Source organism: Halorubrum zhoui, from assembly GCF_051194155.1.
In the GTDB taxonomy this organism is placed as follows: Archaea; Halobacteriota; Halobacteria; order Halobacteriales; family Haloferacaceae; genus Halorubrum.
This window is the reverse complement of the sequence record NZ_JBLZNJ010000002.1, coordinates 418005-442621: the sequence shown is the minus strand read 5'-3', so window position 1 is coordinate 442621 and position 24617 is coordinate 418005. Positions and strand designations below refer to the sequence as shown.

The 24617-nt window shown below is 69.2% G+C and carries 24 protein-coding genes and 2 tRNA genes; 13 read left to right on the top strand and 13 right to left on the bottom strand.

Annotated features, from left to right (window positions below; genetic code table 11):
• The first annotated feature begins 63 nt into the window (after positions 1-63).
• The gene (locus tag ACNTAO_RS04020; protein ID WP_435160687.1) at positions 64-915 is read left to right on the top strand and encodes an SAM hydrolase/SAM-dependent halogenase family protein; all 852 of its coding nucleotides are present in this window, start codon (positions 64-66) and stop codon (positions 913-915) included.
• A 55-nt stretch (positions 916-970) separates the two neighbouring features.
• Here ACNTAO_RS04020 and ACNTAO_RS04015 read toward each other — a convergent pair whose 3' ends face one another.
• On the bottom strand, positions 971-1423 hold the full coding sequence (locus ACNTAO_RS04015) for a DUF5793 family protein (protein ID WP_435160658.1): 453 nt from the start codon (positions 1421-1423) through the stop codon (positions 971-973).
• 102 nt (positions 1424-1525) lie between these two features.
• Here ACNTAO_RS04015 and ACNTAO_RS04010 point away from each other — a divergent pair, with 102 nt between their 5' ends.
• Together ACNTAO_RS04010 and ACNTAO_RS04005 are read left to right on the top strand one after the other, a co-directional pair.
• Complete coding sequence (locus tag ACNTAO_RS04010) at positions 1526-2161, top strand: class I SAM-dependent methyltransferase (RefSeq protein ID WP_435160657.1); 636 nt, start codon at positions 1526-1528, stop codon at positions 2159-2161.
• A 34-nt stretch (positions 2162-2195) separates the two neighbouring features.
• A tRNA-Gly gene (locus ACNTAO_RS04005) sits at positions 2196-2266 on the top strand.
• Positions 2267-2808: 542 nt separating this feature from the next.
• Here ACNTAO_RS04005 and ACNTAO_RS04000 read toward each other — a convergent pair.
• From ACNTAO_RS04000 to ACNTAO_RS03990, 3 genes are all read right to left on the bottom strand, one after another.
• A complete protein-coding gene (locus ACNTAO_RS04000) occupies positions 2809-4080 on the bottom strand; it encodes an FAD-dependent oxidoreductase (protein WP_435160656.1) in 1272 nt (423 codons plus the stop codon).
• Between the two features lie 201 nt (positions 4081-4281).
• Positions 4282-4959, bottom strand: coding sequence for a metal-dependent hydrolase (locus tag ACNTAO_RS03995; protein WP_435160655.1), 678 nt, complete (start codon positions 4957-4959; stop codon positions 4282-4284).
• Complete coding sequence (locus tag ACNTAO_RS03990) at positions 4959-5702, bottom strand: hypothetical protein (protein WP_435160654.1); 744 nt, start codon at positions 5700-5702, stop codon at positions 4959-4961. Before ACNTAO_RS03990 ends, ACNTAO_RS03995 begins: the two co-directional genes overlap by 1 nt.
• Before the next feature lie 107 nt (positions 5703-5809).
• Here ACNTAO_RS03990 and ACNTAO_RS03985 point away from each other — a divergent pair, with 107 nt between their 5' ends.
• Positions 5810-6514, top strand: a complete 705-nt coding sequence (locus ACNTAO_RS03985) for a metallophosphoesterase family protein (protein WP_435160653.1) — start codon at positions 5810-5812, stop codon at positions 6512-6514.
• A gap of 1 nt (position 6515) precedes the next feature.
• Here the strand turns inward: ACNTAO_RS03985 and ACNTAO_RS03980 are convergent, their stop codons facing one another.
• On the bottom strand, positions 6516-6833 hold the full coding sequence (locus ACNTAO_RS03980) for a hypothetical protein (protein ID WP_435160652.1): 318 nt from the start codon (positions 6831-6833) through the stop codon (positions 6516-6518).
• Between the two features lie 120 nt (positions 6834-6953).
• On the opposite strand from ACNTAO_RS03980, the gene ACNTAO_RS03975 reads away from it, so the two are divergent.
• Both ACNTAO_RS03975 and ACNTAO_RS03970 read left to right on the top strand, forming a co-directional pair.
• The gene (locus ACNTAO_RS03975; RefSeq protein ID WP_435160651.1) at positions 6954-8021 is read left to right on the top strand and encodes an NAD(P)/FAD-dependent oxidoreductase; all 1068 of its coding nucleotides are present in this window, start codon (positions 6954-6956) and stop codon (positions 8019-8021) included.
• 30 nt (positions 8022-8051) lie between these two features.
• Positions 8052-8309, top strand: a complete 258-nt coding sequence (locus tag ACNTAO_RS03970) for a DUF1289 domain-containing protein (protein ID WP_435160650.1) — start codon at positions 8052-8054, stop codon at positions 8307-8309.
• Positions 8310-9381: 1072 nt separating this feature from the next.
• Here the strand turns inward: ACNTAO_RS03970 and ACNTAO_RS03965 are convergent.
• Together ACNTAO_RS03965 and ACNTAO_RS03960 are read right to left on the bottom strand one after the other, a co-directional pair.
• Positions 9382-9465, bottom strand: a tRNA-Leu gene (locus ACNTAO_RS03965).
• Positions 9466-9516: 51 nt separating this feature from the next.
• Complete coding sequence (locus ACNTAO_RS03960) at positions 9517-10218, bottom strand: endonuclease III domain-containing protein (protein WP_435160649.1); 702 nt, start codon at positions 10216-10218, stop codon at positions 9517-9519.
• An 88-nt stretch (positions 10219-10306) separates the two neighbouring features.
• Between ACNTAO_RS03960 and ACNTAO_RS03955 the strand changes: the two genes are divergently transcribed.
• Positions 10307-10615, top strand: coding sequence for a transcription initiation factor IIB family protein (locus ACNTAO_RS03955; protein WP_435160648.1), 309 nt, complete (start codon positions 10307-10309; stop codon positions 10613-10615).
• 87 nt (positions 10616-10702) lie between these two features.
• Here ACNTAO_RS03955 and ACNTAO_RS03950 read toward each other — a convergent pair whose 3' ends face one another.
• Together ACNTAO_RS03950 and ACNTAO_RS03945 are read right to left on the bottom strand one after the other, a co-directional pair.
• On the bottom strand, positions 10703-11341 hold the full coding sequence (locus tag ACNTAO_RS03950; RefSeq protein WP_435160647.1) for a fibrillarin-like rRNA/tRNA 2'-O-methyltransferase: 639 nt from the start codon (positions 11339-11341) through the stop codon (positions 10703-10705).
• A complete protein-coding gene (locus tag ACNTAO_RS03945; RefSeq protein ID WP_435160646.1) occupies positions 11334-12314 on the bottom strand; it encodes an NOP5/NOP56 family protein in 981 nt (326 codons plus the stop codon). Before ACNTAO_RS03945 ends, ACNTAO_RS03950 begins: the two co-directional genes overlap by 8 nt.
• A 227-nt stretch (positions 12315-12541) precedes the next feature.
• Between ACNTAO_RS03945 and ACNTAO_RS03940 the strand changes: the two genes are divergently transcribed.
• Both ACNTAO_RS03940 and ACNTAO_RS03935 read left to right on the top strand, forming a co-directional pair.
• On the top strand, positions 12542-13210 hold the full coding sequence (locus tag ACNTAO_RS03940) for a nitroreductase family protein (protein WP_435160645.1): 669 nt from the start codon (positions 12542-12544) through the stop codon (positions 13208-13210).
• A 63-nt stretch (positions 13211-13273) separates the two neighbouring features.
• Positions 13274-13789, top strand: a complete 516-nt coding sequence (locus ACNTAO_RS03935) for a TIGR04206 family protein (protein WP_435160644.1) — start codon at positions 13274-13276, stop codon at positions 13787-13789.
• A 479-nt stretch (positions 13790-14268) separates the two neighbouring features.
• On the opposite strand, the gene ACNTAO_RS03930 is transcribed toward ACNTAO_RS03935, so the two are convergent.
• The gene (locus ACNTAO_RS03930) at positions 14269-15576 is read right to left on the bottom strand and encodes an acetamidase/formamidase family protein (protein WP_435160643.1); all 1308 of its coding nucleotides are present in this window, start codon (positions 15574-15576) and stop codon (positions 14269-14271) included.
• A gap of 158 nt (positions 15577-15734) precedes the next feature.
• On the opposite strand from ACNTAO_RS03930, the gene mutL reads away from it, so the two are divergent.
• Genes mutL through ACNTAO_RS03915 form a run of 3 tightly spaced genes read left to right on the top strand, consistent with a single transcriptional unit; the run spans position 15735 to position 19874 of the window.
• Positions 15735-18182: a DNA mismatch repair endonuclease MutL gene (gene mutL, locus ACNTAO_RS03925; protein ID WP_435160642.1), complete on the top strand. Its 2448-nt coding sequence runs from the start codon at positions 15735-15737 to the stop codon at positions 18180-18182.
• Positions 18183-18240: 58 nt separating this feature from the next.
• Complete coding sequence (locus tag ACNTAO_RS03920; RefSeq protein ID WP_435160641.1) at positions 18241-19401, top strand: thiolase family protein; 1161 nt, start codon at positions 18241-18243, stop codon at positions 19399-19401.
• A complete protein-coding gene (locus ACNTAO_RS03915; protein WP_435160640.1) occupies positions 19398-19874 on the top strand; it encodes a PhlB family protein in 477 nt (158 codons plus the stop codon). Before ACNTAO_RS03920 ends, ACNTAO_RS03915 begins: the two co-directional genes overlap by 4 nt.
• 41 nt (positions 19875-19915) lie before the next feature.
• Here ACNTAO_RS03915 and ACNTAO_RS03910 read toward each other — a convergent pair whose 3' ends face one another.
• Positions 19916-20941 carry a lysylphosphatidylglycerol synthase transmembrane domain-containing protein gene (locus ACNTAO_RS03910; RefSeq protein WP_435160639.1) on the bottom strand — a complete coding sequence of 342 codons (1026 nt, stop codon included), beginning with the start codon at positions 20939-20941 and terminating at the stop codon, positions 19916-19918.
• A gap of 77 nt (positions 20942-21018) precedes the next feature.
• Complete coding sequence (locus ACNTAO_RS03905) at positions 21019-22023, bottom strand: alcohol dehydrogenase catalytic domain-containing protein (RefSeq protein ID WP_435160686.1); 1005 nt, start codon at positions 22021-22023, stop codon at positions 21019-21021.
• A gap of 123 nt (positions 22024-22146) precedes the next feature.
• Between ACNTAO_RS03905 and ACNTAO_RS03900 the strand changes: the two genes are divergently transcribed.
• Positions 22147-23823, top strand: coding sequence for an acyl-CoA mutase large subunit family protein (locus ACNTAO_RS03900; protein ID WP_435160638.1), 1677 nt, complete (start codon positions 22147-22149; stop codon positions 23821-23823).
• Positions 23824-23837: 14 nt separating this feature from the next.
• Here the strand turns inward: ACNTAO_RS03900 and ACNTAO_RS03895 are convergent, their stop codons facing one another.
• Positions 23838-24590 (bottom strand): formate/nitrite transporter family protein, encoded by a 753-nt coding sequence (locus tag ACNTAO_RS03895; RefSeq protein WP_435160685.1) that lies wholly within the window; start codon positions 24588-24590, stop codon positions 23838-23840.
• Positions 24591-24617: the final 27 nt, after the last annotated feature.

The following is a 24617-nucleotide window of genomic DNA, read 5'->3' as shown; positions in this document are numbered from 1 at the left end:
CGTGATCCCTCTCCCACTCGTTCGCCGATGACTCACGCACCCACCACCACTCGTCCTCGGCCGCTGCTCACGCTCGCCTCGGACTTCGGCACTCCGTACCCCGCTGCGATGCGCGGGGTCATCCGACGTCGAACCGACGCCGACCTCCTCGACGTGAGCCACGAGCTCCCGCGTGGTGACCCACTCGGAGCCGCCTTCTGGCTTCGATTCGTCCTCCCCGAGTTCCCGCCGGCCGTCCACTGTGCGGTCGTCGACCCGGGCGTCGGGACCGAGCGTGACGCGGTCGCCGTCCGCGCGGGTGCCCACGTCGTCGTCGCTCCGGACAACGGACTCGCCCTCCCACCGGCACGGGCGCTGGCAGCCGACTCGAGTGATGGCGTCGACACGCCGTCTTCCTCGTCTGGGATCGACGTCTACCGCATCGACGGTTTCGACCCCGCGAGTGCGACCTTCCACGGCCGCGACGTCTTCGCCCCGGCAGCCGCCGACATCGCTGCGGCGATCGCACAGCCGGGTGAACGGACCGTCGATCACCCGTCCGCACTCCGCGAGGCGCTCGAGGACCTCGACTGGCTGACCCGCGTCGACGACTACGTCGACTGCGAGATTCCGACACCGACGCGCTACCCCGCGGCGGACTGTCTCGCCGTCGATGGGGAGGTGCTCGTCGTCGACGACTTCGGCAACGCCATCACGAACGTCCCTGGCACCGTCGTCGAGGCCGCCGACCGCGACCGTATTCGGATGAACGACACGGTCGTCCCGGTGGTCGAGACGTTCGCAGACGTCGACCGCGGTGAGAAACTCGTCACGGTCGGGAGCCACGGCTACGTCGAGTGTGACGTCAACGACGGCAGTGGCGCGGCGTCGTTCGGGTTGTCGCCGGGCGACGTGGTTCGAATACGTGGCGAGTGAGCGGCCGGCTCGGACGTGTGAGCGCGGGCGTCCTGTACCCACCGTGTGACTCCGCTCAGAGCTCGACGCCGGACGGGATCAGACTCTCGCTGCGCAGGAGGTTGCCGTCGTGGTCGTAGACGAGGAACGTCTCCTTGTCGTAGGTGACGAGGTGGTCTCCTTCGATATCGATCTCGATCCGGTAGCTCGCGTCGTCGCCGTCGGCGGTCTCGCGGGCGGCCCGAACGAACGGAAGCACGTCCACGGCCGTTTCGTTGAGCTCGAGGACGAACTCACCGGTGAAGCGGTTCGTCACGGCGACGACGCCCGCGGCCTCGTCAGCAGAGAGCGGGTCGCGAAGCCGGAACGCGACGTCGATCGCCGAGGCGGCGAGCAGGTCCCCGTCGGACCCGGTGAGTCGGTCACGGAGCAGTCCGGACGGGCCGTGGAAGTCGATGCGGACGGTCGGGGTCGTCGGCTCGTCGGCGTCGACGCCGTCGACGGTCAGTTCGAAGTAATCTCGCCGCATTTCTTACCGCAACGTTGGTCACGACGCCGTATCAACGTAACGGCAGCTCTGGCCGGCGCGCCGGCCAGCAGAGCTAACTCGGTCGGCCGGCCGATGACGCACATGGACCCGCAGTCGACGTACGACCGGATCGCCGACCACTTTGCGGCCACACGCGAGTATGCCTGGCCCGAGGTGACGACGTTCCTCGAGGACCGGACCACGGACCGCGCGCTCGACATCGGCTGTGGCAACGGCCGGCACACAGAGCTTCTCGCCGCCCGCGCTCGGCTCGCAGTCGGCGTCGACCTCAGTCGCGGCCTCCTCGACGCGGCGGTCGCTCGGGCCCGCGAGCGTGGCTTCGCGGACGCGACGGGGTTCGTCCACGGCGACGCGGCTCGTCTCCCGATCGCGACCGACGCGGTCGGCCTCGCGACCTACGTCGCGACCCTACACCACCTGTCGCCGCGGGCGGCCCGCGTGGCGAGTCTGTCCGAGCTGTCGCGGGTGCTTCGTCCCGGTGGTGCCGGGCTCGTGAGCGTGTGGAGCACCGCACACGACCGGTTCGACCGCGAGACCGGGTTCGACACGACCGTCGACTGGACGCTGCCGGGCGGTGAGACCGTGCCGCGCTACTACCACATCTACGATCCGGACGAGTTCGCGGCCGACCTCGCGGCGAGCGACCTCGTCACCGAGGACGTCACCGTTTCGAGCGGCAACTGTTACGCGGTCGTTCACCCCCAGCCCAAAGAGTAAGGTCCTTATTCCGGCATGTAATTCGTTAAGCTGCGCGCCGGTGGTCTAGTGGTAGGACCTGAGCCTTCCAAGCTCATGGCCCGGGTTCAAATCCCGGCCGGCGCACTCCCTGCGGTCGTGCGCCGGCCGGAGTCCCACTCGCTCACTGCGTTCGCTCGCGGGACTCCCGGCCGGCGCAGTTTCTCGAACGGCGAGAGAACTCGGTGAACGAACGCAACACCAATGATGCTGTGGCGCGCGCCTCGTGAGCGCGCCGAAGGCGTGCTCACGAGCGCGTGCGAGGGATGAGCGAGGTGGCGAAGCCACCGAGCGAATCGGCTGGGGAGGGGGTGGCCCAACTAGTGCCCGGCTGTCGTACGGTCGTCGCGTCGATCACAAACCCACCAACTACGTATGCGAGCGAATCGGCTGGGGAGGGTGTGGCGGTAATCGGTGTCCGGGTGTCATGCGGTCGTGTTCGTCACAGAGTCACTACCACACACGTACAGAATCGGCCCGGGAGGGTGTGGCGGTAACTGGTGTCCGGGTGTCGCCGCGTCGTCTCTGTCACACACTCACCGCTGCACGCGTCGTTGGAGGGCGTGACACAGCGTGTGCTCGGGGTGTCGCGCGTCCAGTCCGTTCGGCCAGCCACGGTATGTACAGCGTCAGTCGTCGGTCTCTGCGGTGTCGACGGTCTCGGCGACGTCCGCAGACGCGCCCGCGTCGACGACGTCCGCGTCGGTCGGCCCCTGACCGTCGTAGGCGTCGACGGCCGCATCGAGGCGCGCTGGGTCGTCGACTGCCGGGAGCGGCTCCTCGGCGGTCCGACACGCCGCGTCGACGCCGAGCCGCTCACACACGAGGTCGGCGGTCGATTCGGCCATCATCCGGTAGGTGGTGAGCTTTCCGCCGACGACGCTCACGGCGTTCTCGACGCCGTCTGCGGCGTGATCGAGCCGGAAGAACCCGCGAGAGATCCCGCGGCCGCCGCGCTCGTTCTCGTCGGGGGCGTACAGCGGGCGAACCCCCCACCACTCGCGGACGACCGGCGCGTCGGCGACCGGCGGAAGCATCGCCGCACACTCGTCGATCGACGTCTCGACCTCCCACCGGGCCTGCTCGTAGTCGTCGGGGTCGTTCACCGGGACGCTCGTCGTCCCGACGACCGCCTCCTCGCCGTGCGGGACGACGATGTCGCCGTCGTCCGGATCGCGGCAGCGGTTCAACACCGGCCCGAGGTCGTCGTACGCGAGCGACACCATCACGCCACGGGTCGGCTGCATGTCGACTTCGAGCCCGGCCATGGCCGCGACGTTCCCGGCCCACGCGCCGGCCGCGTTGATCACGTATTCGGGACGGATCGTGTCGTCGACGCTCCCGCCGACGCGAACCTCGGTGATTGCTTCGTCTTCGACGGTCATCGACTCGACCGGCGCGTTCGGATGAACGGTCGCGCCGTGCGCTTCGGCGTCGAGCGCGTTGGCCGCGACCAGCCGCGACGGATACACGACGCCATCTGGCACCCGGAACGCCTGGTCGACGTCGTCGCTGAGCTCGGGAACGAGCTCGCGGGCCTCGGCGGCAGAGAGCGTCTCGGTTGGGATGCCGACCGACTCACACGCCTCGCGTTTCTCTTCGAAGTAGTCCGCGTCGTCCCCCGCGAGGCTCACGAAGAGCCCGCCGGTCTCTTCGAGACACACGCCGGCGATGTCGCGCAGGATCTCGCTCTCTTCGATGCACTCGGCTGCGCCCTCCGGGTCGCTCTCTGCGTAGCGAGCGCCGCTGTGTAAGAGTCCGTGCGACCGGCCGGAGGTGCCACTCGAGAGTCCGTCGCGCTCGACGAGCGTGACGTCCAGGCCGCGCATCGCCAGGTCACGGGCGGTTCCGGTGCCAGTCGCCCCGCCGCCGATCACCAGTACGTCGGGTTCCGTAGACATACGCGATGTTGACGATACACCGGGAAGTATCTGTCTTTGGATTGCGCGGGCCCGCGCACTCACACTCGTATACCCGCGCACTCACGCCCGTGCACTCGCGAACAGGCGATTGATGCCGCTCGCGTCTGGGGCCCGCCCGCGTCTGGGGCTTCGGCCCCCGGGTCGAATCCGTACGCTCCGGCCCTCGTCGCTCGCTACGCATCACACCTCGGCTGGCGGCGCACCCTGTAGCCGCCGTGCGACGACCGTGAACAGCCCGAGTCCGAGTACGTACAGCCGCCAGCCGCGTCCGGCGATCGGGAACCGCCGGTCGACCACCTCGGCTTCGGCGAGTGCCGCCGGGTCGTCCGGCTCGACCGGGTTGTTCACGTGGACGGACGCCCGCGTCCCCGTCACGTCCGTCCCGACCCGCGTCTGTCCCGTCGCCGGGTCGACACGGACGTCGACGAACGTCTGGACGAACCCGTCCGTGAGCGACCACGTCAGCGCACCGTCGAGGGTGGTGAACGCGTCTCGGAGCGGCCAGAACAGGTTCACTCCCTCGAGGTGCGTCCAGTCGAGCGCGACGTGTGCGGTGAGGTGCACGACGAGGGCGACCCACGCCACGCCGATCCAGCGGTCCGCGATGCGCGCACGGAGCCAGGAGTGCTCGCGTTGCTGGGTGTCGTAGTAGAGGAGGAGCCCTGCAGCCACCGGCAACACCACCGTGTGCCCGACCGTCCGGTGTGCACCCGGATAGACCGGTCCGAGGAGCGCGTCGGCCTCCGGCAACACCACGACGAGGAGGATCGCGCCCAGCGCTCGCCGGTCCGCGGCGTCACCGAGCAGTCCCGCGGCGACGACGAGTGCGAGTCCGGCGTGAACGAGTGTGGAGACCACTACTGACCCTCCGCGTTCGTCTTCGTCGTCTCTGGTGTCTCCGTCGTCTCTGGTGTCTCCGTCTTCTTCGTCGTCCCTGGTGTCTCCGCCGTCTTCGTCGTCTCTTCTGTCGTCCGTGTCGGCGCAGCGTCCCGGCGTCCGCCGCCGACTCCGGCGAGCCGGAGCGAGAGCGTGAGCGCTCCGGTGGCGACGACCACGGCCTGCCATCCCGTTTCGACGAGCACGACCGTCCCAGGACGCCCGTCCGCAGTCCCAGAGACGCCGTCGGTGCTCGCGAGCGGCAGGACCCCGGGCGTGGCACCACCGGCCGACAGCGTCTGCACCACGCCTTCCTGTGTGGAGTACAGCAACAGCCCGTCGACGGTGTAGCGGACGGACTCGAGCGGGTAGAGGAGGGGGACGCCCGGCGTCCCGAAGAGGTCCGGGGCGACGCCGGCGACGGACGCGCTCGCGAGGGCGACCCACGCGACGCGCACGCCTCGCCACCCGCAGCGCGCCCGTAGCACCGACCGCTCGCGCCACCGCGTGTCGACGAGTAGCACGAGCGCGGCGAGGAGCGGGAGCCAGACGGCCTGCACCGCCGCGGTCGCCGGCCACCCGAGTGCGACGCCCGCGGCCGACCCGAGGTCGGGCACCACCGCCGCGCCGACGACGAGCGCGACCGTCCGCCGATCGAACGCCGGTCCGAGCAGCGCGGCCGCGAGCAGGCCGCCGAAGGCGGCGTTCACGAGGGCCGGAACCATGCGAGCACCTACACGCACGCCGGGATAAGCACGTCGTCGATTCGTGGAGCCGACCCTCCAGCGTGTCCCACCGAAGATATTCCCCGGTCGGGGTCGAACGGGAGACGATGCGAATCGGATTGGTCTCGGACGTCCACGCGAACCTCCCTGCACTGGAGGCCGTGCTCGACGACATGCCGGCGGTAGACGAGGTCGTGTGCGTCGGCGACGTGGTGGGATACAACCCGTGGCCGGCGGCGTGTGTCGAGCGAATCCGGTCGGTCACCGCCGCGACCGTCCGCGGCAATCACGACCGGACCGTCGAGACGCCGGAGCGGTACCGGGCCAACCGGATGGCCGAGGCGGGACTCGAACACGCGACGCGTGAACTCTCGGCCGACCAGTTGGCGTGGCTCCGATCGTTGCCGCGAGCGACCCGGTTCGGCGGCGGCGACTTCCTGCTCGTCCACTCACACCCCGATCCGGCCCGCGAGGACGCGTACGTGTATCCGCGGGAGTTCGAGACGCTCGCGCCTGCCATCGAGGCCGTCGAAGTGGCCGACGACGGCGGCGGTGGCCCCCTCGAAGGCGTCGTGCTCGGCCACACGCACGTCCAGGGAACCGGGCGAGTCGACGATCGACTGGTGGTCAATCCGGGGAGCGTCGGCCAGCCCCGCGACGGCGACCCGGACGCCGCGTACGCGGTTCTCGAGACGAGCGAGCCCGCCGTCGACCTCCACCGGGTGTCGTACGACGTCGACCGGGTGATCGAGGCCGTCGAGCGTGCCGGGCTTCCGTCGCGGACCGGCGAGCGTCTCACCAGCGGCGAGTGAGTCAGGGCCACAGCCCGGCGACGAGCAGCAGGTTTCGCCCGGCGGCGACGAGCGAGATAGTCCCGACGCCGCCACACATCACCGTCGCGACCAGTCGGCGACTCCCGCCGGCGACCGCCACCGGCACGCCGATCACGACCATCCCGAGCAGTTTGGTGAGGAGCATCCCACGGAGCGGACCGAGCAGCGTGATGAGCGCCCGCCCGACGGGTGACCCCTCCACGAACTCGCCGGTCGAGATCGCGAGGTACGTCGACCAGACGTCGGCGACGGTGCCGACGAGGAGGAGCGTGACCGCTGCGACGAGGCGACGTGACACGTCCCGTCGGACGCGGGCGGGTGATATAAACGGTGCCCACGCGCGGGTCGCGCCCACGGCTGGGCGGACGCCGTGCACACCACGCGGGCATTTATACGCGATCGGGCCCTTACTGCGAACATGACCGATGGAGATACGCGGTACGAGATCGCGGTCGTCGGGGGCGGGCCGGCGGGGCTGACGACGGCGCTGTACGGGGCCCGGTTGGGACACGACACCGTACTCGTCGACCGTGGTGGGGGTCGTGCGGCCATGATGGCCGACACCCACAACGTGATCGGCGTCACCGAGGACGTCTCGGGCAACGAACTCCTCGCGACGGGTCGCGAGCAGGTCACCTCCTACGGCGGCACGTTCGAGCGCGGCTTCGTGGAGGCGATCGAGCGCGACGACGAGGGGCGATTTCACCTCGACACCGGCGACGAGGCGCCGATCGTCGCCGACCGCGTCGTGCTCGCGACGGGGTTCTCGGACGAGCGGCCGGACCCGCCGCTGCCCCGCAACGCGAAGGGACTCCACTGGTGTCTCCACTGTGATGCGTACATGTTCGTCGACGAGCCCGTGTACGTGATGGGCCACGGCGAGGCGGCCGCACACGTGGCGATGATCATGCTCAACATCACGGACGAGGTCGACCTGCTCACCCGCGGCGCGGAGCCGACGTGGAGCGACGAGACGGCCGCACAACTTGAGGCGCACCCGGTCGACGTGGTCCACGAAGACGTCGCGGGGGTCGAAAACGATCCCGATACGGGGTGGTTAGCGGCGATGGAGTTCGACGACGGCACCCGACGAGCGTACCGCGGTGGCTTCCCGATGTACGGTGCCGACTACAACACCGCACTCGCGGAGTCGCTCGGCTGTGCGCTGACCGACGACGGACAGGTCGACGTCGACGACCACGGCCGCACGAGCGTCGACGGCGTGTACGCGGTCGGCGACGTCACGCCCGGACACAACCAGGTTCCGGTGGCGATGGGCCAGGGGGCAAAAGCCGGCATCGCACTCCACAAGGACCTCCGGACGTTCCCCCGGTCGACGGAGTCGATCGCCAGAGAGGGCCCCGTCGACGACGCCGAGGTGCCCGCTATCTCGCCCGCGTTACTGGAGACGGCGGTCGCCCACGAGAGCCACGCGGGAGGGCCACGGGACACGCCGACGACCGAGGCCGCCGCAGACGACGACTGATCGGCTCGTCACCACGGACGCCGACTCTCGATGCCGTCACCCTGTATCGACGTCTGTGCGGTCGAAGACGAGCGGTGTGTCGCCTGTGGCCGCACGCTCGCGGAGATCGCGTCGTGGAGCACGATGACCGCGGCCGAACAACGCGCCTGGATGGACGAACACGCGTCCGCCGAGGGTGAGTCCGTCGATCGTGAGGAGACGGTCGATCGTGAGGAGACGGTCGATCGTGAGGAGACGGTCGATCGTGAGGAGGTGGAGGCCGAACCCAGTGCCGACGAGCTGTCGTGAACCCGCCGACGAGGTGCGGCGGCTCACTGCCTCCGTCACGAACGCACACCCGTTCGCGTAGGCTGCTGATTAAGCGACTCTTGGCGCGCGCCTCGCGAGGTCGCCGCAGGCGGGCTCGCGAGCGCGTGCGAGGGATGAGCGAGGGAGCGAAGCGACCGAGCGAATCGGCTGGGGAGGGTGTGGCCAATTGGTGCCCGGCGGTCGCACGGTCGTCTCGGTCACACGACCACCGTACACGTACGAGCGCGAATCGGCTGGGGAGGGTGTGGCGCAAGTGATGCCCGGGTGTTGTGCGGTCGTCTCGGTCACACGATCACCGTACACGTACGAGCGCGAATCGGCCCGGGAGGACGTGGCTCACCCGTGCCCGGCTGCTGTACGGTCGGGTCTGTCGCCGTCGGGGCGCAACTCGATCTCGGCGGCCGGTCGTCTGCGTGCTCGCAGGTCACTACGTGTGCTGGCCGTCCAGGTCGACCTGCTCGTTCTCACCGGTTCGAGCCGGGACGTCCACGTGGCGTCCGGCCGATTCCATAGGCGTGTCGCAGCTCCGTGACCGATACGACCGCACGATAGTCGGACACCACGTTGTCACACCCTCCCGGGTCGATTCGATACGTGTGTGGTAGCAGTTCTGTGACGGACACGACCGCATGACACCCGGACACCGATTACCGCCACACCCTCCCCAGCCGATTCGCTCGGTCGCTTCGCTCCCTCACTCATCCCTCGCACGCGCTCGTGGACACGCTGTCGCGGTCCACGAGGCGCGCGCCACCGCAGGATGTTTCACTCGCTCCGTTAGTACATGGGCGGACCACCGAAGCCGACCCCACGCTCTCAACTGGCTCGCGGGTCGTTTCACTCCCCGCTCGCCTTTCGAGGGACTCCCTTCGGTCGTCCCTCGCAATGCGCGGGACCGGATTTGAACCTCACTCACTCCACTCGCGTCGCTCGGTTCGTTCCCTGCTTCAAATCCGCTCCTGCTCTTCGCTCACGTCGTTCTCAACTGGCTCGCGGGTCGTTTCACTCCCCGCTCGCCTTTCGAGGGACTCCCTTCGGTCGTCCCTCGCAATGCGCGGGACCGGATTTGAACCGGCGGACTCCTACGAGACAGCGTCCTAAGCGCTGCGCCGTTTCCTGGCTTGGCTACCCGCGCGCAGTGGCACATACACCCAAGCCACAAAAGAACCTGACGAACCGCCGTAGGTTACACACAGAACGAACAACTACAGTACGTCTCACAGACTGGATTCGCACAGTCGGCGTTCCGCGCCGAACAGTGCGTCCGCCCGTGCCGGATCAACAACACGTGAAGCGGGTAGATCAACTCGTCCGGAACGGCCTCGTCGAGCACGTCGTGTGCCCGCTCGTTCGACGCCGACTCCGGAACGAGCCCGAATCGCTTCGAGACGCGCTCGACGTGGGTGTCGACGGCCATCGTCGGCTTCCCGAAGTGAAAGTTCAACACCACGCTCGCGGTCTTCGGCCCGACACCCTTGATGTCCATCAGCCACGCCTTCGCCTCCTCGGTGGCCATCGCGTCGAGGAAGGCGAGCGAGTAGGCCCCACCGGTCTCCTCGCGGATCGCCGACAACGAGCGCTGGATTCGTGCAGCCTTCTGGTCGGGCAGCCCGGCCACGCGGATCGTCTCGGCCAACTCGTCGTGGTCGGCCGCCTCGATCGCCGCGAAGTCGTCGTACCGGTCGAACAACGCCTCGACGGCCCGCCGGGTGTTCGTGTCCGCGACGTTCTGTGAGAGGATCGTCCCGACGAGCTGTCGAACGCCCTCGCCGGGTGCCGCGGTGGGGTCAGCACCGTGTTCGGCCACCCGATCGACCGGCTCGTACAGCGAAACGAGGTCCGCGTGTAGCTCGCGCACCCGCGACTCGGTCCACGCCTGTGTCGACATACCACCGCTTACGCCGGGAGGGACTTCAGCGCCGCGGTCACCACCGTCTACGCGTCGGGTTTTTATCGCTCACCCGCCCATACCGAGTATGTACCGAGCGAGTGACCGCGTCGAACACGCAGCGTGGATCGAGCGACTCGAAACCGCCAGTGAGACACTCGACCTCGACGCAGAGACGCGCTCGACGGCGACGGATCTCTTTTTATCACAGGCGCCCGATTCCATCGACGGCAAGCGCGTCGTGGCCGCCGGAAGCCTCTACGCCGCGGCACTGATTCGCGGCCAGCAGCGCTCGCAGTCGGCGGTGGCAGACGCCATGGACGTCTCGCGGCTCTCGGTCCAACAGCGCTGGAAGTCGATTCTGGCGGACGCCGGGTTCACGCCACCGACGTGGTGAACACGACTCCCGGTGTGTCGTCGACGAGGCCGCGAGTGCGACGACCGCGAAGCCGCACGCGGTGGGTTTCTCGGCCACGCGTTCCGCTCACCGCGGCGTCGCGACGACACCGAGGTGGTCCGCGTGGAATCGGTCGAGTGGCGTGGTCTCGAGCACCTCGTAGGTCGTCTCGAGCTCGGTGAGCACGTCGGCGTACACCGTCTCGGGGTCGGCCGTCACGTCTTCGCTGCGGGCTTTGATAGCCAGCACGAGTCGCCCGTCGTCGGCCAGGAACGTGGCGTTCCGGTTCGCAACGGCCGCCTGCCCGCGGGTTGCGACGTCCTGGACGATCACGTCGACGTTCGACTCGACCACGTGCGCGTACGTCGTCGGCCGTCTCGCGTCTTTCAACAGCGGAAAGAGACGCTCGCGTGGCTCCGCGGCCGCCACGAGCTCGCGGGCGGGACGCGGCGCGAACTCGACGGCGTACGTCGGCCCCGCGAAGTCGGCGACGTGACTGACGGTGGTCCCGGCAGCAGCCCCCAAGTAGAGGACGGTCTCGCCTCCGGTGAGTCCCGTCTCCACGCCTCCCTCGAGCATCCCCCCGAGCTTCGACCGGGTCGGGTCCCACGCGCGCCACTCGCCGTCGGTCGGCTCCCCGTAGACGGGCGGGCCACGGGTCGCCAGCCGAGCCGTGCCGTCGAACGCCCGGCGCTCGACGCCCGCCGGCAGCGCCGAATCACGCATCGTTCCCTCCGCGTGTCTCTCCGTCGGCCCCGTCGGTTCCGTCGGTCCCGTCGGTCTCACCGTTTCCGTCGGCACGCGCACGGATCGTCGCCATCCGCTCGCGGAGGTCATCGTGCAGTGACGCACGATACGTCCCGGCGTAGTGGTCGACGCGAGCGGCGAGCGCGAGTTTCCCCGCGAGCGCCCGTGCGGCCGACCCGCGGTCGTCGGGGCGGGTACCGCGAACGAACTCGTGGGTGTAGATGACGCCGTGTTTAGGCGACGGCGCTCGGCCGGCGAGGTGCGCGAAGAGGGCGTCTTCGGCGCCGAGCACCTGTACCGTCCCCGCAGGCTTCTTGGCCAGCGACTCGAGTCCACCCGCGAGAGCAATCAACCGCGCAGCCAGCGTCGCCCCCGCCATCGCCGCGAGGTTCGGCGCGACCGCCGGCGCCGTCCGCTCGATCGTCGTCTCGAGTGCGTCGCGCTCGTCGGCCAGCTCGGCGACGCGGGTCGCGAGCGAGACGACCCGCCGATCCAGCTCGTCGGTTTGTGCCTCGTCGGTTTGTGCCTCGTCCGCGAGAGCGCGCGCACCGGCTATTCCGGGCGATGACGACGGAAATCGACTGCCAGCCCACGCCGCAACGCGTTCGGCCAGCTCGTTGGCGAGCTGTTCACAGTCGTCCATGGCACGCACCGCGTGGACGAGTTGTTGGTCGTCTGCGCGCTCGCGCTCGCGAACCGCCGACCGGGTCGCTGCAGTCGTCGCCGCGTGGAGACGGTCGTAGTAGGTGGCCCGCGAGTCGACGACCCCCTCGTCGACGGCGATCGACGGCCAATCGCGGGGCGCCGTCGCAGAGCCCGTTTGGACGCGCTCTGCGTCCCCCTCCGGATCGGCGTCGCCGGCGAGCCCGACGAACCACCCCCCGTCGCCGTCGCCCGCCCCGGATACGGCCGCGGGTGGGTCGGTCTCGGTCGTCTCGTCGGTATCGGTCATCGCTCCCGATTAATCGCCCCGATTGTATAGGCGTTCCCGACCGGCGCCGCGGTCACGGTCGATCAGACCGGCGCGTCGTCGATCAGACCGGCGCGTCGTCGATCAGACCGGCGCGTCGTCGATCTGACCGACGAGTCATCAACCCGACCGACGCGTCGCCGACCACCAACGAGAGTCGGCTGCCGGTAGCACGTGGGGTATATCAGTGGGTCGCCTACGTACCGACGATGGAGTTCGAAGACGTCGTCTCGACCCGCCGTTCCGTACACGAGTACAGCGACGAACCGATCGACCGCGACACCCTCGACGCGGTGTTCGAAGCCGCCACGCTCGCCCCCTCTGGATACAACCTCCAGCCGTGGGAGTTCCTCGCGCTTCGTGCCCCCGAGAAGAAGCAGGCGCTTCGTGAGGTCGCGTTCGATCAAGAACACGTCACCGCCGCCGACACCGCAGTCGTCGTGCTCGGAAACACCGACCCCACCGCCCACGCCGAGCCGGTGTTCGACGACTGGCTCGCGAAGGGGTACATTCCGAACGAGGAGGTCCGTGACGCCCTGCTGGAGAACGTCGACGGGATCGGCGCACAGCCGGTGGACGAACGCCGAATCTGGACCACCCGGTCGACGAGCCTCGCTGCGATGACGCTGATGTACGCCGCGTGGGACCACGGCATCGCGAGCTGCCCGATGGAGGGGTTCGACCCCGAGGCGCTCGTCGAGACGTTCGACGTTCCGGACGGTTACGAGCCCGTGATGCTCGTCACGCTCGGGTACCCGGCCGAAGACGCCGCCGACGTCGAAAACGAGCGAAAGGCCCGCCGACCGGTCGACGAGGTCGTCCACTACGACGAGTTCGAGCCGGTCGCGGAGACCCCGCTCGACGAGCCAGCCGAGTAGTCGCGCTTCGATGAGCCGGTACCGACCGGCCGAGTTAAGCGGGTGCCGAAGCTACGAGCCGGTATGTCTCGGGAGTCGTCGCCCACGCTCTCTGGTCGGAGAGAGCTGGCTGCGATCGTCACGCTGCTCGTCGTTCCGGTGGCCGTCGTCCCGGCGCTCGGCGGTGGCGAGCCCACGGTGGTGAGTCTGTGGGGGCTCGTCAACGTCGGCGCGGCCGGTTCCGCAGGTGGCGTCGGTCTCTATCCGATCTGGACGTACTTTTTCGACCAGCCTCGGGCGTTCGGACGCCTCCCGGCGTCGATTCGCGTCTGGCCGCTCGGCGCGTTCTTCCACCTGCTCGCGGCCGTGAGCGCGACCGGTGGGGTGTTGTTCGGTCACGAGGACCGGCGGGTCACCGGGGGGTTGTTGGTGTTCGCTGCGTTCGCGACGCTGTGGGTCGGCCTCGGGCTCGCGGGGCGCTTCGGCGTCGGAACCGGTGCCGGGCTCCTCGCCGTCGTGCCAGTCGCCCCCGTCGTGACGGTCGCGCTCGTGTGGGTGTCGTACCGCCGTGACCTCCGGACTGCACTCGGTGTGCGATGAGGACGACACGCAGGCGGCTCGGTCGTCACGACTCCGAGACACGCGGACCCCGGTGAGCCGCGCGCTCACGACCACGACCGCGCGACACCCAGGCACACGTTTCAGTCACGGCTTCCGGGGCCGATTCTATGCGGGTGTGAGAGCGGTCGTGTGGATGGGGCGACGCTGCGACGGTCGGGCACCAGTTGGCCACACCCTCCCCAGCCGATTCCGTACGTGTGTGGTAGCAATTCCGTGACGAACACGATCGCACGACACCCGGGCACCAATTGGCCACACCCTCCCCAGCCGATTCGCTCGGTCGCTTCGCTCCCTCACTCATCCCTCGCACGCGCTCGTGGACACGCTGTCGCGGTCCACGAGGCGCGCGCCACCGCGGATGCCGATCCTCGTTCCTGAGAGATCGCCTCGTGCCGGCCATCGGAAGCGGTCTGTGGGTCGAGACCGGATCGACTGCGGTGTGGTGGTGATGGTTCGTCTCAGGCTCCGTACTGCGTCTCGACGAGTTCGTCGAGTCCACGGGCTGCGAGCAGTGGCTTCGGAACCAACATATCGAGCTGGACCACGCCCGGCAGCCGACCGATCTGCACCCCACCGGTGAACGTACACCGGGCGCGAACCTCACCCTCGCTCATGTCGAACAACGTCTCCGCCCGGTCGAAGGCGTTCTGCGTGGCGTCGTTGACCGTCGCACCCGACCCGATGACTTGGACCGGCGCCATCTCGGTCTCAACGTCGACCCCGTGGTCGGCCCCGAGCGCGACCCCGGCCTCGCGCTCGGCGTCGTCGTACGGCTCGCTGATAAATGGCAGGTCCTCCTCGTTCGGCAAGAGGATCGGCCCGTCGAGTTCGAGGTCGTGGATCACCTCGACGTCCATCGTGACGGTGCCGCTCACGTCGGTCGTGTGCAACGAGAGCTCGCCGTCACCCTGGTTCGCGTGGAGGTCGCCCACGTAGATGCCGCCGCCGTCGACGGCGACCGGACAGATCAGCGTGGCGCCCGCACGGACCTCGGGAACGTCCATGTGGCCGTCGGTCCGCTGTTCGAGGTCGGCCTCGGTCTCGACGCCGTAGTCGTGGTCGGCACCGATCAGACTCTGTCCGAAGTCGCCGGCGTTGTGTGAGTCAGGGATGGTCACCGGCGGCGTCGTCCCGATGTTACCGACGAACGGTCGGAGTCGGCCGAGCGTCCCCGGCATCCCGTCGGGCTCGTACAGCAGTATCGGATGCTGGCGGGCGTTCTCCGGGATGTCCATCACGGACTCGGCGTCGGTGGCGAGTTCGTGGGCCCCGTCGGCGTCGAGGGTCACGCCGACCCCGTTCTCGTGGTCGAACGCCACGGTGTACCCATACTCGAAGCCGAACGAGGAGGCGTTTGCGCCGCACTCCGCACAGCGGATCGCGTCCTCGCCGGTGCCCTCAACGACGGAGTCCGGCCACGTCGTCCCACACTCGGGACAGCGGTGGTCCACGAACGGGTCGTCCTCGAACGCCGCCTCCCGCTCGGCCATCGACCCGGTACTCGTCGCCATGCTCGTCACCTCGACGTCACGGATGTGGATCGCCACCGCGTCGCCGACGGACGCCCCCTCGACGCGGATCGGCCGGGTCACCTCGTGGCCGCCACGGAACGAGGGAGTGACCATCGGACCCCAACAGCCCGGCGGGGTGTACGTCGTGACGCGCCCACCGTCGGCGACGGTCCCGGCCCACTCCTGGTCGGGCCCGACGAGCCCGAGCGTGTACTGGTCGACGTGTAGCTCCTCTTGAACGGACTGTTGTGACATGTGCTAAAACAGCACGAGCGGTGACGGCATAATCCTAGCGCTCGCGGAACCGGATATCGAGGCGACCTCTGGGGAGCGACGACGCGGGAGACGAAGCGGAGATGACGACGACGCGGGGGACGAGTTCAAGTAGGCGCTGTGCGGAGTGACGGGCAGTGATGGAGCCGCCGGAGATCGAGCGGTTGGACGAACAGACGGTCCAGCGGATCGCCGCCGGCGAGGTGGTCGAGCGCCCGGCGAGCGTGGTGAAAGAGCTGGTCGAAAACAGCCTCGACGCGGGTGCGAGCCGCGTCGCCGTCGCGGTCGAGGCGGGCGGCACCGAGGGGATCCGCGTTCGCGACGACGGCGTCGGGATCCCGGCCGACCAGCTGGAGGCAGCAGTCGCCGAACACGCCACCTCGAAGATCGCCGACATCGACGACCTCGAAGCCGGCGTCGGGACGCTCGGATTCCGAGGCGAGGCGCTGTACACGGTCGGTGCGGTCTCGCGGCTGACCGTTCGCTCGCGCCCGCCCGGCGCGGATGCCGGCGCCGAGGTCACCGTCGAGGGCGGCGAGGTCGGCACGGTTCGGCCCGTCGGCTGTCCCATTGGGACGACCGTCGAGGTCGAGGACCTCTTTTTCAACACTCCCGCGCGAAAAAAGTTCCTCAAGCGAGTGACGACCGAGTTCGACCACGTCAACACGGTCGTCTCGAGCTACGCGCTCGCCAACCCGGACGTCGCCGTCTCACTCGAGCACGACGGCCGCGAGACGTTCGCCACGGAAGGCAACGACGACCGCCGCTCTGCGGTCCTCGCCGTCTACGGCCGGCCGGTCGCCGAGTCGATGATCGACGTCGAGTGGACGCCGGGCGACGACGATGCGCCGGGTGGCGACGATGCGCCGAGTGGCGACGACACACGGGATGGTGACGATGGTGCCGATGCCGATCAGCCGGTGCGTCGCGTCGCAGGACTCGTCTCACACCCCGAGACGACGCGCGCGAGCCGCGGCTACCTCACCACGTACGTCAACGGACGGTACGTCACCGCGGGTGCGCTTCGAGAATCGGTGCTCGACGCCTACGGCGGTCAACTCGCGCCGGACCGGTACCCGTTCGCGGTCCTCTTCGTCGATGTCCCGCCGGCCGACGTCGACGTGAACGTACACCCCCGCAAACTCGAGGTCCGGTTCGACCGCGAGGCGGCGGTGCGGTCGGCCGTCGAGTCGGCCGTCGAGTCGGCGCTGCTCGACCACGGCCTGATCCGGTCGACAGCCCCGCGTGGCCAGTCGGCACCCGACGAGGTCGACGTCGCTCCAGAGAGCCCGACCAACGAGGTCCTCGGCGGTGCCGCAGGCGCACCCGGACGCGACCCCGACGACGCGACGGACACCGCAGATGCGACGGACACCACAGACGCGACGGACACCACAGACGCGACGGACACCACAGACTCGACTGACACCGCAGATGCGACTGACACGACACCGTCAGAGCGCGGCTCCGGTCGCCAGGCCGAAGCGCTCGATCCGGACGACAACGAGGCGTGGTCGGTCGACGGACTCCCCGGAGCGGAGACGCCGGTGTCGGAGGCGACGCGTGACGACGTCGACGCGAGTGGTGACGTCGACACGTCCAGCGGAACCGACGCGTCCAGCGGAACCGACACGTCCAGCGGAACCGACACGTCCAGCGACACCGAGCCACCGGACGCCACACGGCCGGGAGCGCTCACGGACACGGACGGGTCGACCACCGAATCGGCTGCTCGCGGATCGGTCTCACAGACCGATTCAGTGGCACAATCCGACGAAGCCGAGACGGTCTCGGGGGCCGACCCGGCGGTACGACCCGACGCAGCCGAGACGCCCGACCGTCACGCGGGGACGACGCGACGGACCGAACCGACCCAACACACTCTCGACGGCGACGAGACCGGAACTAAGCGCGCGTACGACTCGCTCCCGTCGCTGCGGGTGCTCGGCCAGCTCCACGACACCTACGTCGTCGCGGAGGCACCCGACGGACTGGTGTTGATCGACCAACACGCAGCCGACGAGCGGGTGCACTACGAGCGCCTTCGAGCCGCGTTCGCTGACGGTCCCGCGGCCCAGGCGCTCGCCGAACCGGTGACCGTCGCGTTGACCGCGCGAGAAGCCGCGCTGTTCGACGAGTTCCTCGCGGACCTCGACGCGGTCGGCTTCCGCGCAGAGCGAACGGACGAGCGCGAAGTCACGGTCGAGGCCGTCCCCGCGGTCTTCGACACCACGCTCGACCCGACGCTTCTGCGCGACGTTCTCGCCGAGTTCGCCGCCGACGCGGCCGCGGAACGTGACGCGGACGCCGGCGGACCTGCGGGAGCCACCGACACCATCGCCGACGCGCCCGTGGTCGCCGACGCGATCGACGAGCTGCTCGCCGACCTCGCGTGTTACCCCTCGATCACGGGTAACACGTCGCTGACAGACGGCCGGGTCGTCGACCTCCTCGACCGACTTGACGACTGTTCGAACCCATACGCCTGCCCACACGGCCGACCGGTAGTAATCCGTCTCGACCACGACGAACTGGGCGCTCGGTTCGAGCGCGACTACCCGGGTCACGCCGGCCGTCGGAGCGAGTAACCGCCCGGGCCGACGACGAGAAGGGTACGCTTTTGACTCGCCCGCCGGACCCGAGCCTATGGAACGCGTAGCGATCATCGGCGCGTCGATGACCCAGTTCGGGCAGCGCGACGCGTGGCTCCGCGAGCTGCTCGTTGAGGCCGGCGAGGCCGCGCTGGCCGACGCGAACGTCACGGGCGCAGCCCTCGATCACCTCTACGTCTCGAACATGGCCAGCGGTGAGTTCGAGGGACAGACGGGCGTCGCCAACGCGCTCGCACACGACCTCGCGGCCACGCCCGCCTACACCGCCCGCGTGGACCAGACGTCGGCGTCCGGGGGCGCCGGCGTCTACGCCGCGTGGCAGTCGGTCGCCTCCGGCGTGAGCGACTGTACGCTCCTCGTCGGCGGTGAGAAGATGACCCACCGGTCGACCGCCGAGGCGACGGACGTGATCGCCTCGCTCACCCACCCGGTGGAGTACAAACACGGGGTGACGCTCCCGTCGTTCGCCGGACTCACCGCCAGACACTACCTCGAGACGTACGACGCCCCCCGTGAGAGCCTCGGGAAGGTTGCCGTGAAGAACCACGCCAACGGGGTCGACAACCCCCACGCACAGTTTCGAAAGCAGGTCGACCTCGAGACGGTCCTCGAATCCCCGATCGTCGCCGACCCGCTCCGGCTGTACGACTTCTGTCCGATCACGGACGGCTCGGCCGCGCTCGTCTGTTGTCCGGTCTCCGTGGCCGACGAGTACGTCAACGAGGATGAGTACGTCGTGATCTCGGGGATCGGCGGGGCGACGGACACCCACGTCGTCCACGAACGGGCAGATCTCACGACGATGGGCGGCGTCCGCGACTCGGCCGCGATCGCCTACGAGATGGCCGACGTCGGCCCGGACGACGTCGACGTCGCCGAGCTCCACGACATGTTCACGATCCTCGAGTTCCTCCAGAGCGAAGACCTCGGCTTTTTCGAGAAGGGTGCCGGCTGGCGTGCGGTCGAGGACGGCGTCACCGAGCGGGACGGCGACCTCCCGATCAACACCTCCGGCGGCCTCAAATCGAAGGGGCACCCGCTCGGCGCGAGTGGGGTCGCACAGGTGTACGAGGTCGTCAACCAGGTGCGAGGAACCGCGGGACCGCGCCAGGTCGACGCGGACGTCGGCCTCGCGTGTAACGTCGGCGGGTTCGGCAACTGTGTGACGACGACCGTCGTGGAGGGGGCCCAATGACCGACGACGCGCCGCCGTTCGAGGCCGCGGTGTACGCCGACGGATCGGTCACGTACCCGTCACACCCGGTCGGTCCCGACGGCGCCGAGCGCACCGACACGCTCGACCTCCGCGAGTACGAGGCACACGTGGTGACGTGGACGACGTCGACGGCGACGCCACCGGGCGTCAGGCAGCCGAACACGCTCGCTATCGTCGAGTTCGACCTCGGCGCGTCGTACGACGGGCCGCCGGTCCGGGCGCTCGGTCAGGTCGTCGTTGACGATGATAGCGCAGACGAGGGTACCCCCAACGACGAAGCCGCAGACGGCGAGGACGCTAGCGAGGAGCAACCAGGAACCGACGCGCAGGTCGTCGCCATCGGCGACCGGGTCGAGCCGGTCTACGTCGCGGAGCTGCGCGACCCCGAGGCGGGCATTCGCGAGCCGGCCAGCCAGTCGTGGGACGGCTTCCGGTTCCGGCCGGTCGAGTGAGCCGGGTCACTCGAGGCGACCGGCGGCCACGGCGCCCGCGCTCAGTCGGCACGAACCGCCGAGACGCCGAAGGCGGCCGTGACGACCCCGCCGAGTACGACCGGCATCCAGTACGTCGCCCCACGAAACACGAGCACGGCGGCCGTGACCGTCGCGGCGGCCACGCCGGTCGTCGGGACGAGCAGCGCGACGTACGCGGCCTCGATGCCGCCGAGTCCGCCGGGAAGCGGTGTCGCCCCGGCGAGGTTCGCCAGCGGGATCGCGAACACCACCACGTGTGGCGGGATGGGTTGGCCCATCGCGGCGAAGGCAGCGGTCAACGCGGCGGCCTGCGCGAGCCACCCGACAAGCGATAAGCCAACGACGACCGAGAGCTGCCGGCGGTCGGTCCCGACCCGCTCGACGTCCGCGAAGAAGCGTTCGAGCCGCTCACTGAGTCCGTCTTCGAGCGTATCGGGGTCGGACCGACCGCGAGTTACCCGGCCGACTATCGGCGCGATCACGGCCGGGAGGCGGTCGACGAGCGCCTCGCGGTACCGCCAGGCGAGCGCGAGTACGGCGACGACGGTTCCGATAACGACGACCGCGGACGTCACGGCCGTCACGAGCCGATCGCCGACGGCCGCGGTGGTTGCGTAGTACCCGACGCCGACGAACACGAGCGAGAGCGAGGGGACGACGTTGAGTACGTCGACGCTCGCAATCCCGGCGAGCCCGGTCTCGTACCGGCAGTCGGAGACCTTCGAGATGAGCAGCGCAGCGACCGGCTCGCCGCCGGCCTGCCCGAACGGCGTCACGTTGTTCGCGAACACCGCCCCGACGTAGACGACGATCGCGGTGTGTGTCGGCACTTCGACGCTCAACGAGGCGAGAACTGCCCGCAGCATGAGTCCCCAGGCGGCGAGCCAAACGAGCGCGAACCCGACGACGACGGCGACGAGCCGGCGGTCGGCAGCCGCGAGCGTCTCGAACACGGCCGTCGGCCCCACGAGCGTGAACAACACGGCGAGCACGACGACCGCTCCGAGCGCTCCCACGAGCAACACGCGCCGGTCGCCGGTTGGCATATCTCCCCTCTCGTGGTGGGCGACTTCAAAGCGTCTGATCGGCCGCGCAGTCGGGGAGGCGTCCCCTCGTCGTCGGACTACGGTTCGAGGACGACCCGGAACCGTGCGTCGTTCGCCAGCATGCGCTCGTAGGCGGCCCCGGCCTCCTCGAGCGGCATCGTCTCGACCGTGGGCGTCACGTCCCGGAGGGCGCTGAACGCCAGGGTGTCCTCCCAGTCGGCGGCGTGTCCGGAGGCCCACCCCTCGACAGCCCCTCGGGTGCCGACGAGGTGTTGCACGTCGACCTCGACGGACTCGTCCGGCACGCCGACCGCGACGAGCGATCCGTCACGGCCGATGCCGGCGGCCGCCGCGGCGATGGCGTCCGCAGACGGGGCAGTCGCAAGCACTACGCGGGCACCCCCGAGCGACTGCAGCGCCTCGCCGGCGTCGCGCTCGCTCGTGTCGACGAAGTGGTCAGCCCCCAGCGACGTCGCGAGCGATTCCTTGTCGGCCGACCGAGAGAGCGCGACCGTCTCGAAGCCCATCTCGTGTGCGTACTGGAGGCCGAGGTGGCCGAGTCCGCCGATCCCTTGGACGGCGACGAGATCGCCTGGGTCGGCCTCGGCGTTTCGCAGCGCATTGAACGTCGTGATACCAGCACACAGGAGTGGAGCCGCCTCGACGGCACCGAGCGCGTCGGGGATCGCGCCGACGGCCTCCGCCGGGACGGTCGCGTACTCGGCGTACCCGCCGTCGAACGTCAGCCCGGTGATATCGCCGCGTTCACACCCCTGGAAGTCGCCGCGTCGACACGGGTCACAGGTGAAACAGTGTCCACCGTGCCAGCCGACCCCAACACGGTCGTCGGGCTCCCAGCGCTCGACGTCGTCGCCGACCGCGTCGATCCGGCCGGCGATCTCGTGGCCCGGGATCCGCGGGTACTCGACGGCGGGATGGGCCCCGGACTTGACGAACGCATCGCTGTGGCAGATGCCGCACGCCTCGACGGCGACGCGGACCTCCGTGGCCGACGGCTCGGGAATCGGGACCTCGACTGCCTCGAACGGTTCGCCGGCCGCCGGCACCCGCATCGCACGCATCGTTTCGGTAGTCACGGTGTTCCTTCCGCGCGCGAGCCCCTAACGACTGGCGGTTCTGGCGCTTCCGGCGCGGTGGGACCGAACGGACAACGGTTAAGTCGCGGTCGGGCGAGCGTGATCGTAATGTACGATCCGGAAGAACTGGCCGCGATACGGGACGCGAAGCGGGCGTGGGAGGACGGCCCGTACGGCGACGCCGTCGACCGGTTCGGCGAGCGGCGTGCGTCGTTTACGACCGACACCGGCGGTCGGTCCGTCGACGCGCTCTACACCCCGGTGGACCGCGCGGACGCGGACTACCGCGAGGACGTGGGGGTCCCGGGCGAGCCGCCGTACACGCGTGGCGTCTACTCGACGATGTACCGCGGTCGGCTCTGGACGATGCGTCAGTACGCGGGCATGGGGACGGCAGCGGAGACGAACGAGCGGTTTCGCTACCTCATCGACGAGGGGTCGTCGGGGCTCTCGATGGCGTTCGACCTGCCGACACAGATGGGGTACGACTCAGACGCCGCGATGGCGGCCGGAGAGGTTGGCCGCTCGGGCGTCGCCATCGACACGCTCGCCGACTTCGAGACGGTGTTCGAGGGGATCCCCCTCGACCAGGTGTCGACGTCGATGACGATCAACGCGCCGGCGGCGATCCTGCTCGCGATGTACGTCGCGATGGGCGACCGACAGGGCGTCGACCGCACCGACCTCCGCGGCACCGTCCAGAACGACGTCATGAAAGAGTACGTCGCGCGCAACCTCTACATCTACCCTCCGGAGCCGTCGATGCGGCTCATCACGGACGTCTTCGCGTTCTGTGCCGAGGAGGTGCCGAAGCTGAACCCCATCTCCATCTCCGGGTACCACATCCGCGAGGCGGGGTCGACGGCCGCCCAGGAGGTGGCGTTCACGCTGGCGAACGGGCTCGAGTACGTGAGGGCCGCGGTCGACGCTGGGCTCGACGTCGACGCGTTCGCCCCACAGCTCTCGTTTTTCTTTAACTCGCACAACGACGTCTTCGAGGAGGCCGCGAAGTTCCGCGCCGCCCGGCGGCTGTGGGCGCGGCTCGTCGAGGAGCGGTTCGACCCGGACGACCCCGCCTCGACGCAGCTCAAGTTCCACACCCAAACCGGCGGGTCGACGCTCACCGCCCAGCAGATCGAGAACAACGTCGTGCGGGTCGCGTATCAGGCGCTCGCAGCGGTCCTCGGCGGCACTCAGAGTCTCCACACCAACGGCAAAGACGAGGCGCTCGCGCTTCCGACCGAGGAGTCCGTTCGGACTGCCCTGCGGACCCAACAGATCCTGGCACACGAGTCCGGCGCCGCAGACACGATCGACCCGCTCGCGGGGTCCTACTACGTCGAGTCGCTCACCGACGAACTCGAGGCGGCCGCCCGCGATATCGTCGAGGAGGTCGACCGTCGCGGCGGGGCGCTCGCGGCCATCGAGAGCGGCTGGGTCGAACGCCAGATCCAGGACGTCGCCTTCGAGCGACAGCGCGAGATCGAAGCCGGCGAGCGGGTCATCGTCGGCGTCAACGCCTTCGAGGCCGACGAGGAGCCGGAGATGGACCTCGAAGCGGTCGATCCGGAGCAAGAAGCGGCCCAGCGCGATCGGCTGGCGGCGGTGAAACGCGACCGCGACGACGCGGCCGTCGACGACGCACTCGACGCCGTCCGGGCGGCGGCGCGCGGCGAGGACAACGTCCTCCCGCCGATCCTCGAGGCGGTGAAAGCGTACGCGACGGTCCAGGAGATAAGCGACGTCTTTCGCGACGAGTTCGGCGAGTACACGCCGAACCGGTGAGGTGTCGGGTCGACTCAGCTCGCCCCGCGGACCACGTGTCCGTACTTCAACAGCGCGACGAATACGGCTCCACCGACGGCGTTGCCTGCGGTCGCGAGCCCGAGAAACGCGAGGTAGTCGGCGACGCCGATTGCCGGCGAGGTGAACAGCCCGAACAGCACCTCGACGTTGCCGGCGATCGAGTGCGGGAGGTGGAGCAGTCCGATCGTGGCGGTGACGACGACGATGAGGATCAACCGGCTCGTCGTCTCTTGGGCCGCGGTGACGAGCCACGCGAGCAGTCCCATCAGCCAGCCGGCGAAGATACCGCCGACGAAGAGCCACGTCAGCGAGTGGGTGACGAGCTTGTTCGCTATCGTCTCGAAGGCCGCCGGCGAGACGACGCCGAGCTCGGGTATCAGGAGGCTCACGAGCAGCGTGAACGCGACGCCCCCGGCGACGTTGCCGGCGTACACGAGCCCCCAGAGCCGTGCCAGCTGTCGGGGTGATGCCTGCCCGTCGATGACCGGTACGACCGCGAGGGTCGTGTGCTCGGTGAACAGCTCCGAGCGACCGAGGATGACGAAGATGAACCCGATCGAGTAGACGACCGCCAACAACAACTCGGTGCCGAGGTCGCCGTAGCTCCCCGGCGACAGCGTCAACACGACCGCCATCATCAGCGGTCCGAAGCCGATGTCGAGGCCCGCAGACAGCCCAGAGAGCAGGAGTCCAGACGACTCGCGGCGCATCTCGTGGAGCCCGGTCTCGATGAGCGACCCGAGGATGGTCCGTGAGCTCTTCTGGTTGCCTGT

What these genes read in the sequence shown, in the direction of transcription:
- ACNTAO_RS04015 (WP_435160658.1), bottom strand. Translation starts at nt 1,423, where the DNA reads ATGCGGCGAGATTACTTCGAACTGACCGTCGACGGCGTCGACGCCGAC.
- ACNTAO_RS04010 (WP_435160657.1), top strand. Translation starts at nt 1,526, where the DNA reads ATGGACCCGCAGTCGACGTACGACCGGATCGCCGACCACTTTGCGGCC.
- ACNTAO_RS04000 (WP_435160656.1), bottom strand. Translation starts at nt 4,080, where the DNA reads ATGTCTACGGAACCCGACGTACTGGTGATCGGCGGCGGGGCGACTGGC.
- ACNTAO_RS03990 (WP_435160654.1), bottom strand. Translation starts at nt 5,702, where the DNA reads ATGGTTCCGGCCCTCGTGAACGCCGCCTTCGGCGGCCTGCTCGCGGCC.
- ACNTAO_RS03985 (WP_435160653.1), top strand. Translation starts at nt 5,810, where the DNA reads ATGCGAATCGGATTGGTCTCGGACGTCCACGCGAACCTCCCTGCACTG.
- ACNTAO_RS03975 (WP_435160651.1), top strand. Translation starts at nt 6,954, where the DNA reads ATGACCGATGGAGATACGCGGTACGAGATCGCGGTCGTCGGGGGCGGG.
- ACNTAO_RS03970 (WP_435160650.1), top strand. Translation starts at nt 8,052, where the DNA reads ATGCCGTCACCCTGTATCGACGTCTGTGCGGTCGAAGACGAGCGGTGT.
- ACNTAO_RS03960 (WP_435160649.1), bottom strand. Translation starts at nt 10,218, where the DNA reads ATGTCGACACAGGCGTGGACCGAGTCGCGGGTGCGCGAGCTACACGCG.
- ACNTAO_RS03955 (WP_435160648.1), top strand. Translation starts at nt 10,307, where the DNA reads ATGTACCGAGCGAGTGACCGCGTCGAACACGCAGCGTGGATCGAGCGA.
- ACNTAO_RS03950 (WP_435160647.1), bottom strand. Translation starts at nt 11,341, where the DNA reads ATGCGTGATTCGGCGCTGCCGGCGGGCGTCGAGCGCCGGGCGTTCGAC.
- ACNTAO_RS03945 (WP_435160646.1), bottom strand. Translation starts at nt 12,314, where the DNA reads ATGACCGATACCGACGAGACGACCGAGACCGACCCACCCGCGGCCGTA.
- ACNTAO_RS03940 (WP_435160645.1), top strand. Translation starts at nt 12,542, where the DNA reads ATGGAGTTCGAAGACGTCGTCTCGACCCGCCGTTCCGTACACGAGTAC.
- ACNTAO_RS03935 (WP_435160644.1), top strand. Translation starts at nt 13,274, where the DNA reads ATGTCTCGGGAGTCGTCGCCCACGCTCTCTGGTCGGAGAGAGCTGGCT.
- ACNTAO_RS03930 (WP_435160643.1), bottom strand. Translation starts at nt 15,576, where the DNA reads ATGTCACAACAGTCCGTTCAAGAGGAGCTACACGTCGACCAGTACACG.
- mutL (WP_435160642.1), top strand. Translation starts at nt 15,735, where the DNA reads ATGGAGCCGCCGGAGATCGAGCGGTTGGACGAACAGACGGTCCAGCGG.
- ACNTAO_RS03920 (WP_435160641.1), top strand. Translation starts at nt 18,241, where the DNA reads ATGGAACGCGTAGCGATCATCGGCGCGTCGATGACCCAGTTCGGGCAG.
- ACNTAO_RS03915 (WP_435160640.1), top strand. Translation starts at nt 19,398, where the DNA reads ATGACCGACGACGCGCCGCCGTTCGAGGCCGCGGTGTACGCCGACGGA.
- ACNTAO_RS03910 (WP_435160639.1), bottom strand. Translation starts at nt 20,941, where the DNA reads ATGCCAACCGGCGACCGGCGCGTGTTGCTCGTGGGAGCGCTCGGAGCG.
- ACNTAO_RS03905 (WP_435160686.1), bottom strand. Translation starts at nt 22,023, where the DNA reads ATGCGTGCGATGCGGGTGCCGGCGGCCGGCGAACCGTTCGAGGCAGTC.
- ACNTAO_RS03900 (WP_435160638.1), top strand. Translation starts at nt 22,147, where the DNA reads ATGTACGATCCGGAAGAACTGGCCGCGATACGGGACGCGAAGCGGGCG.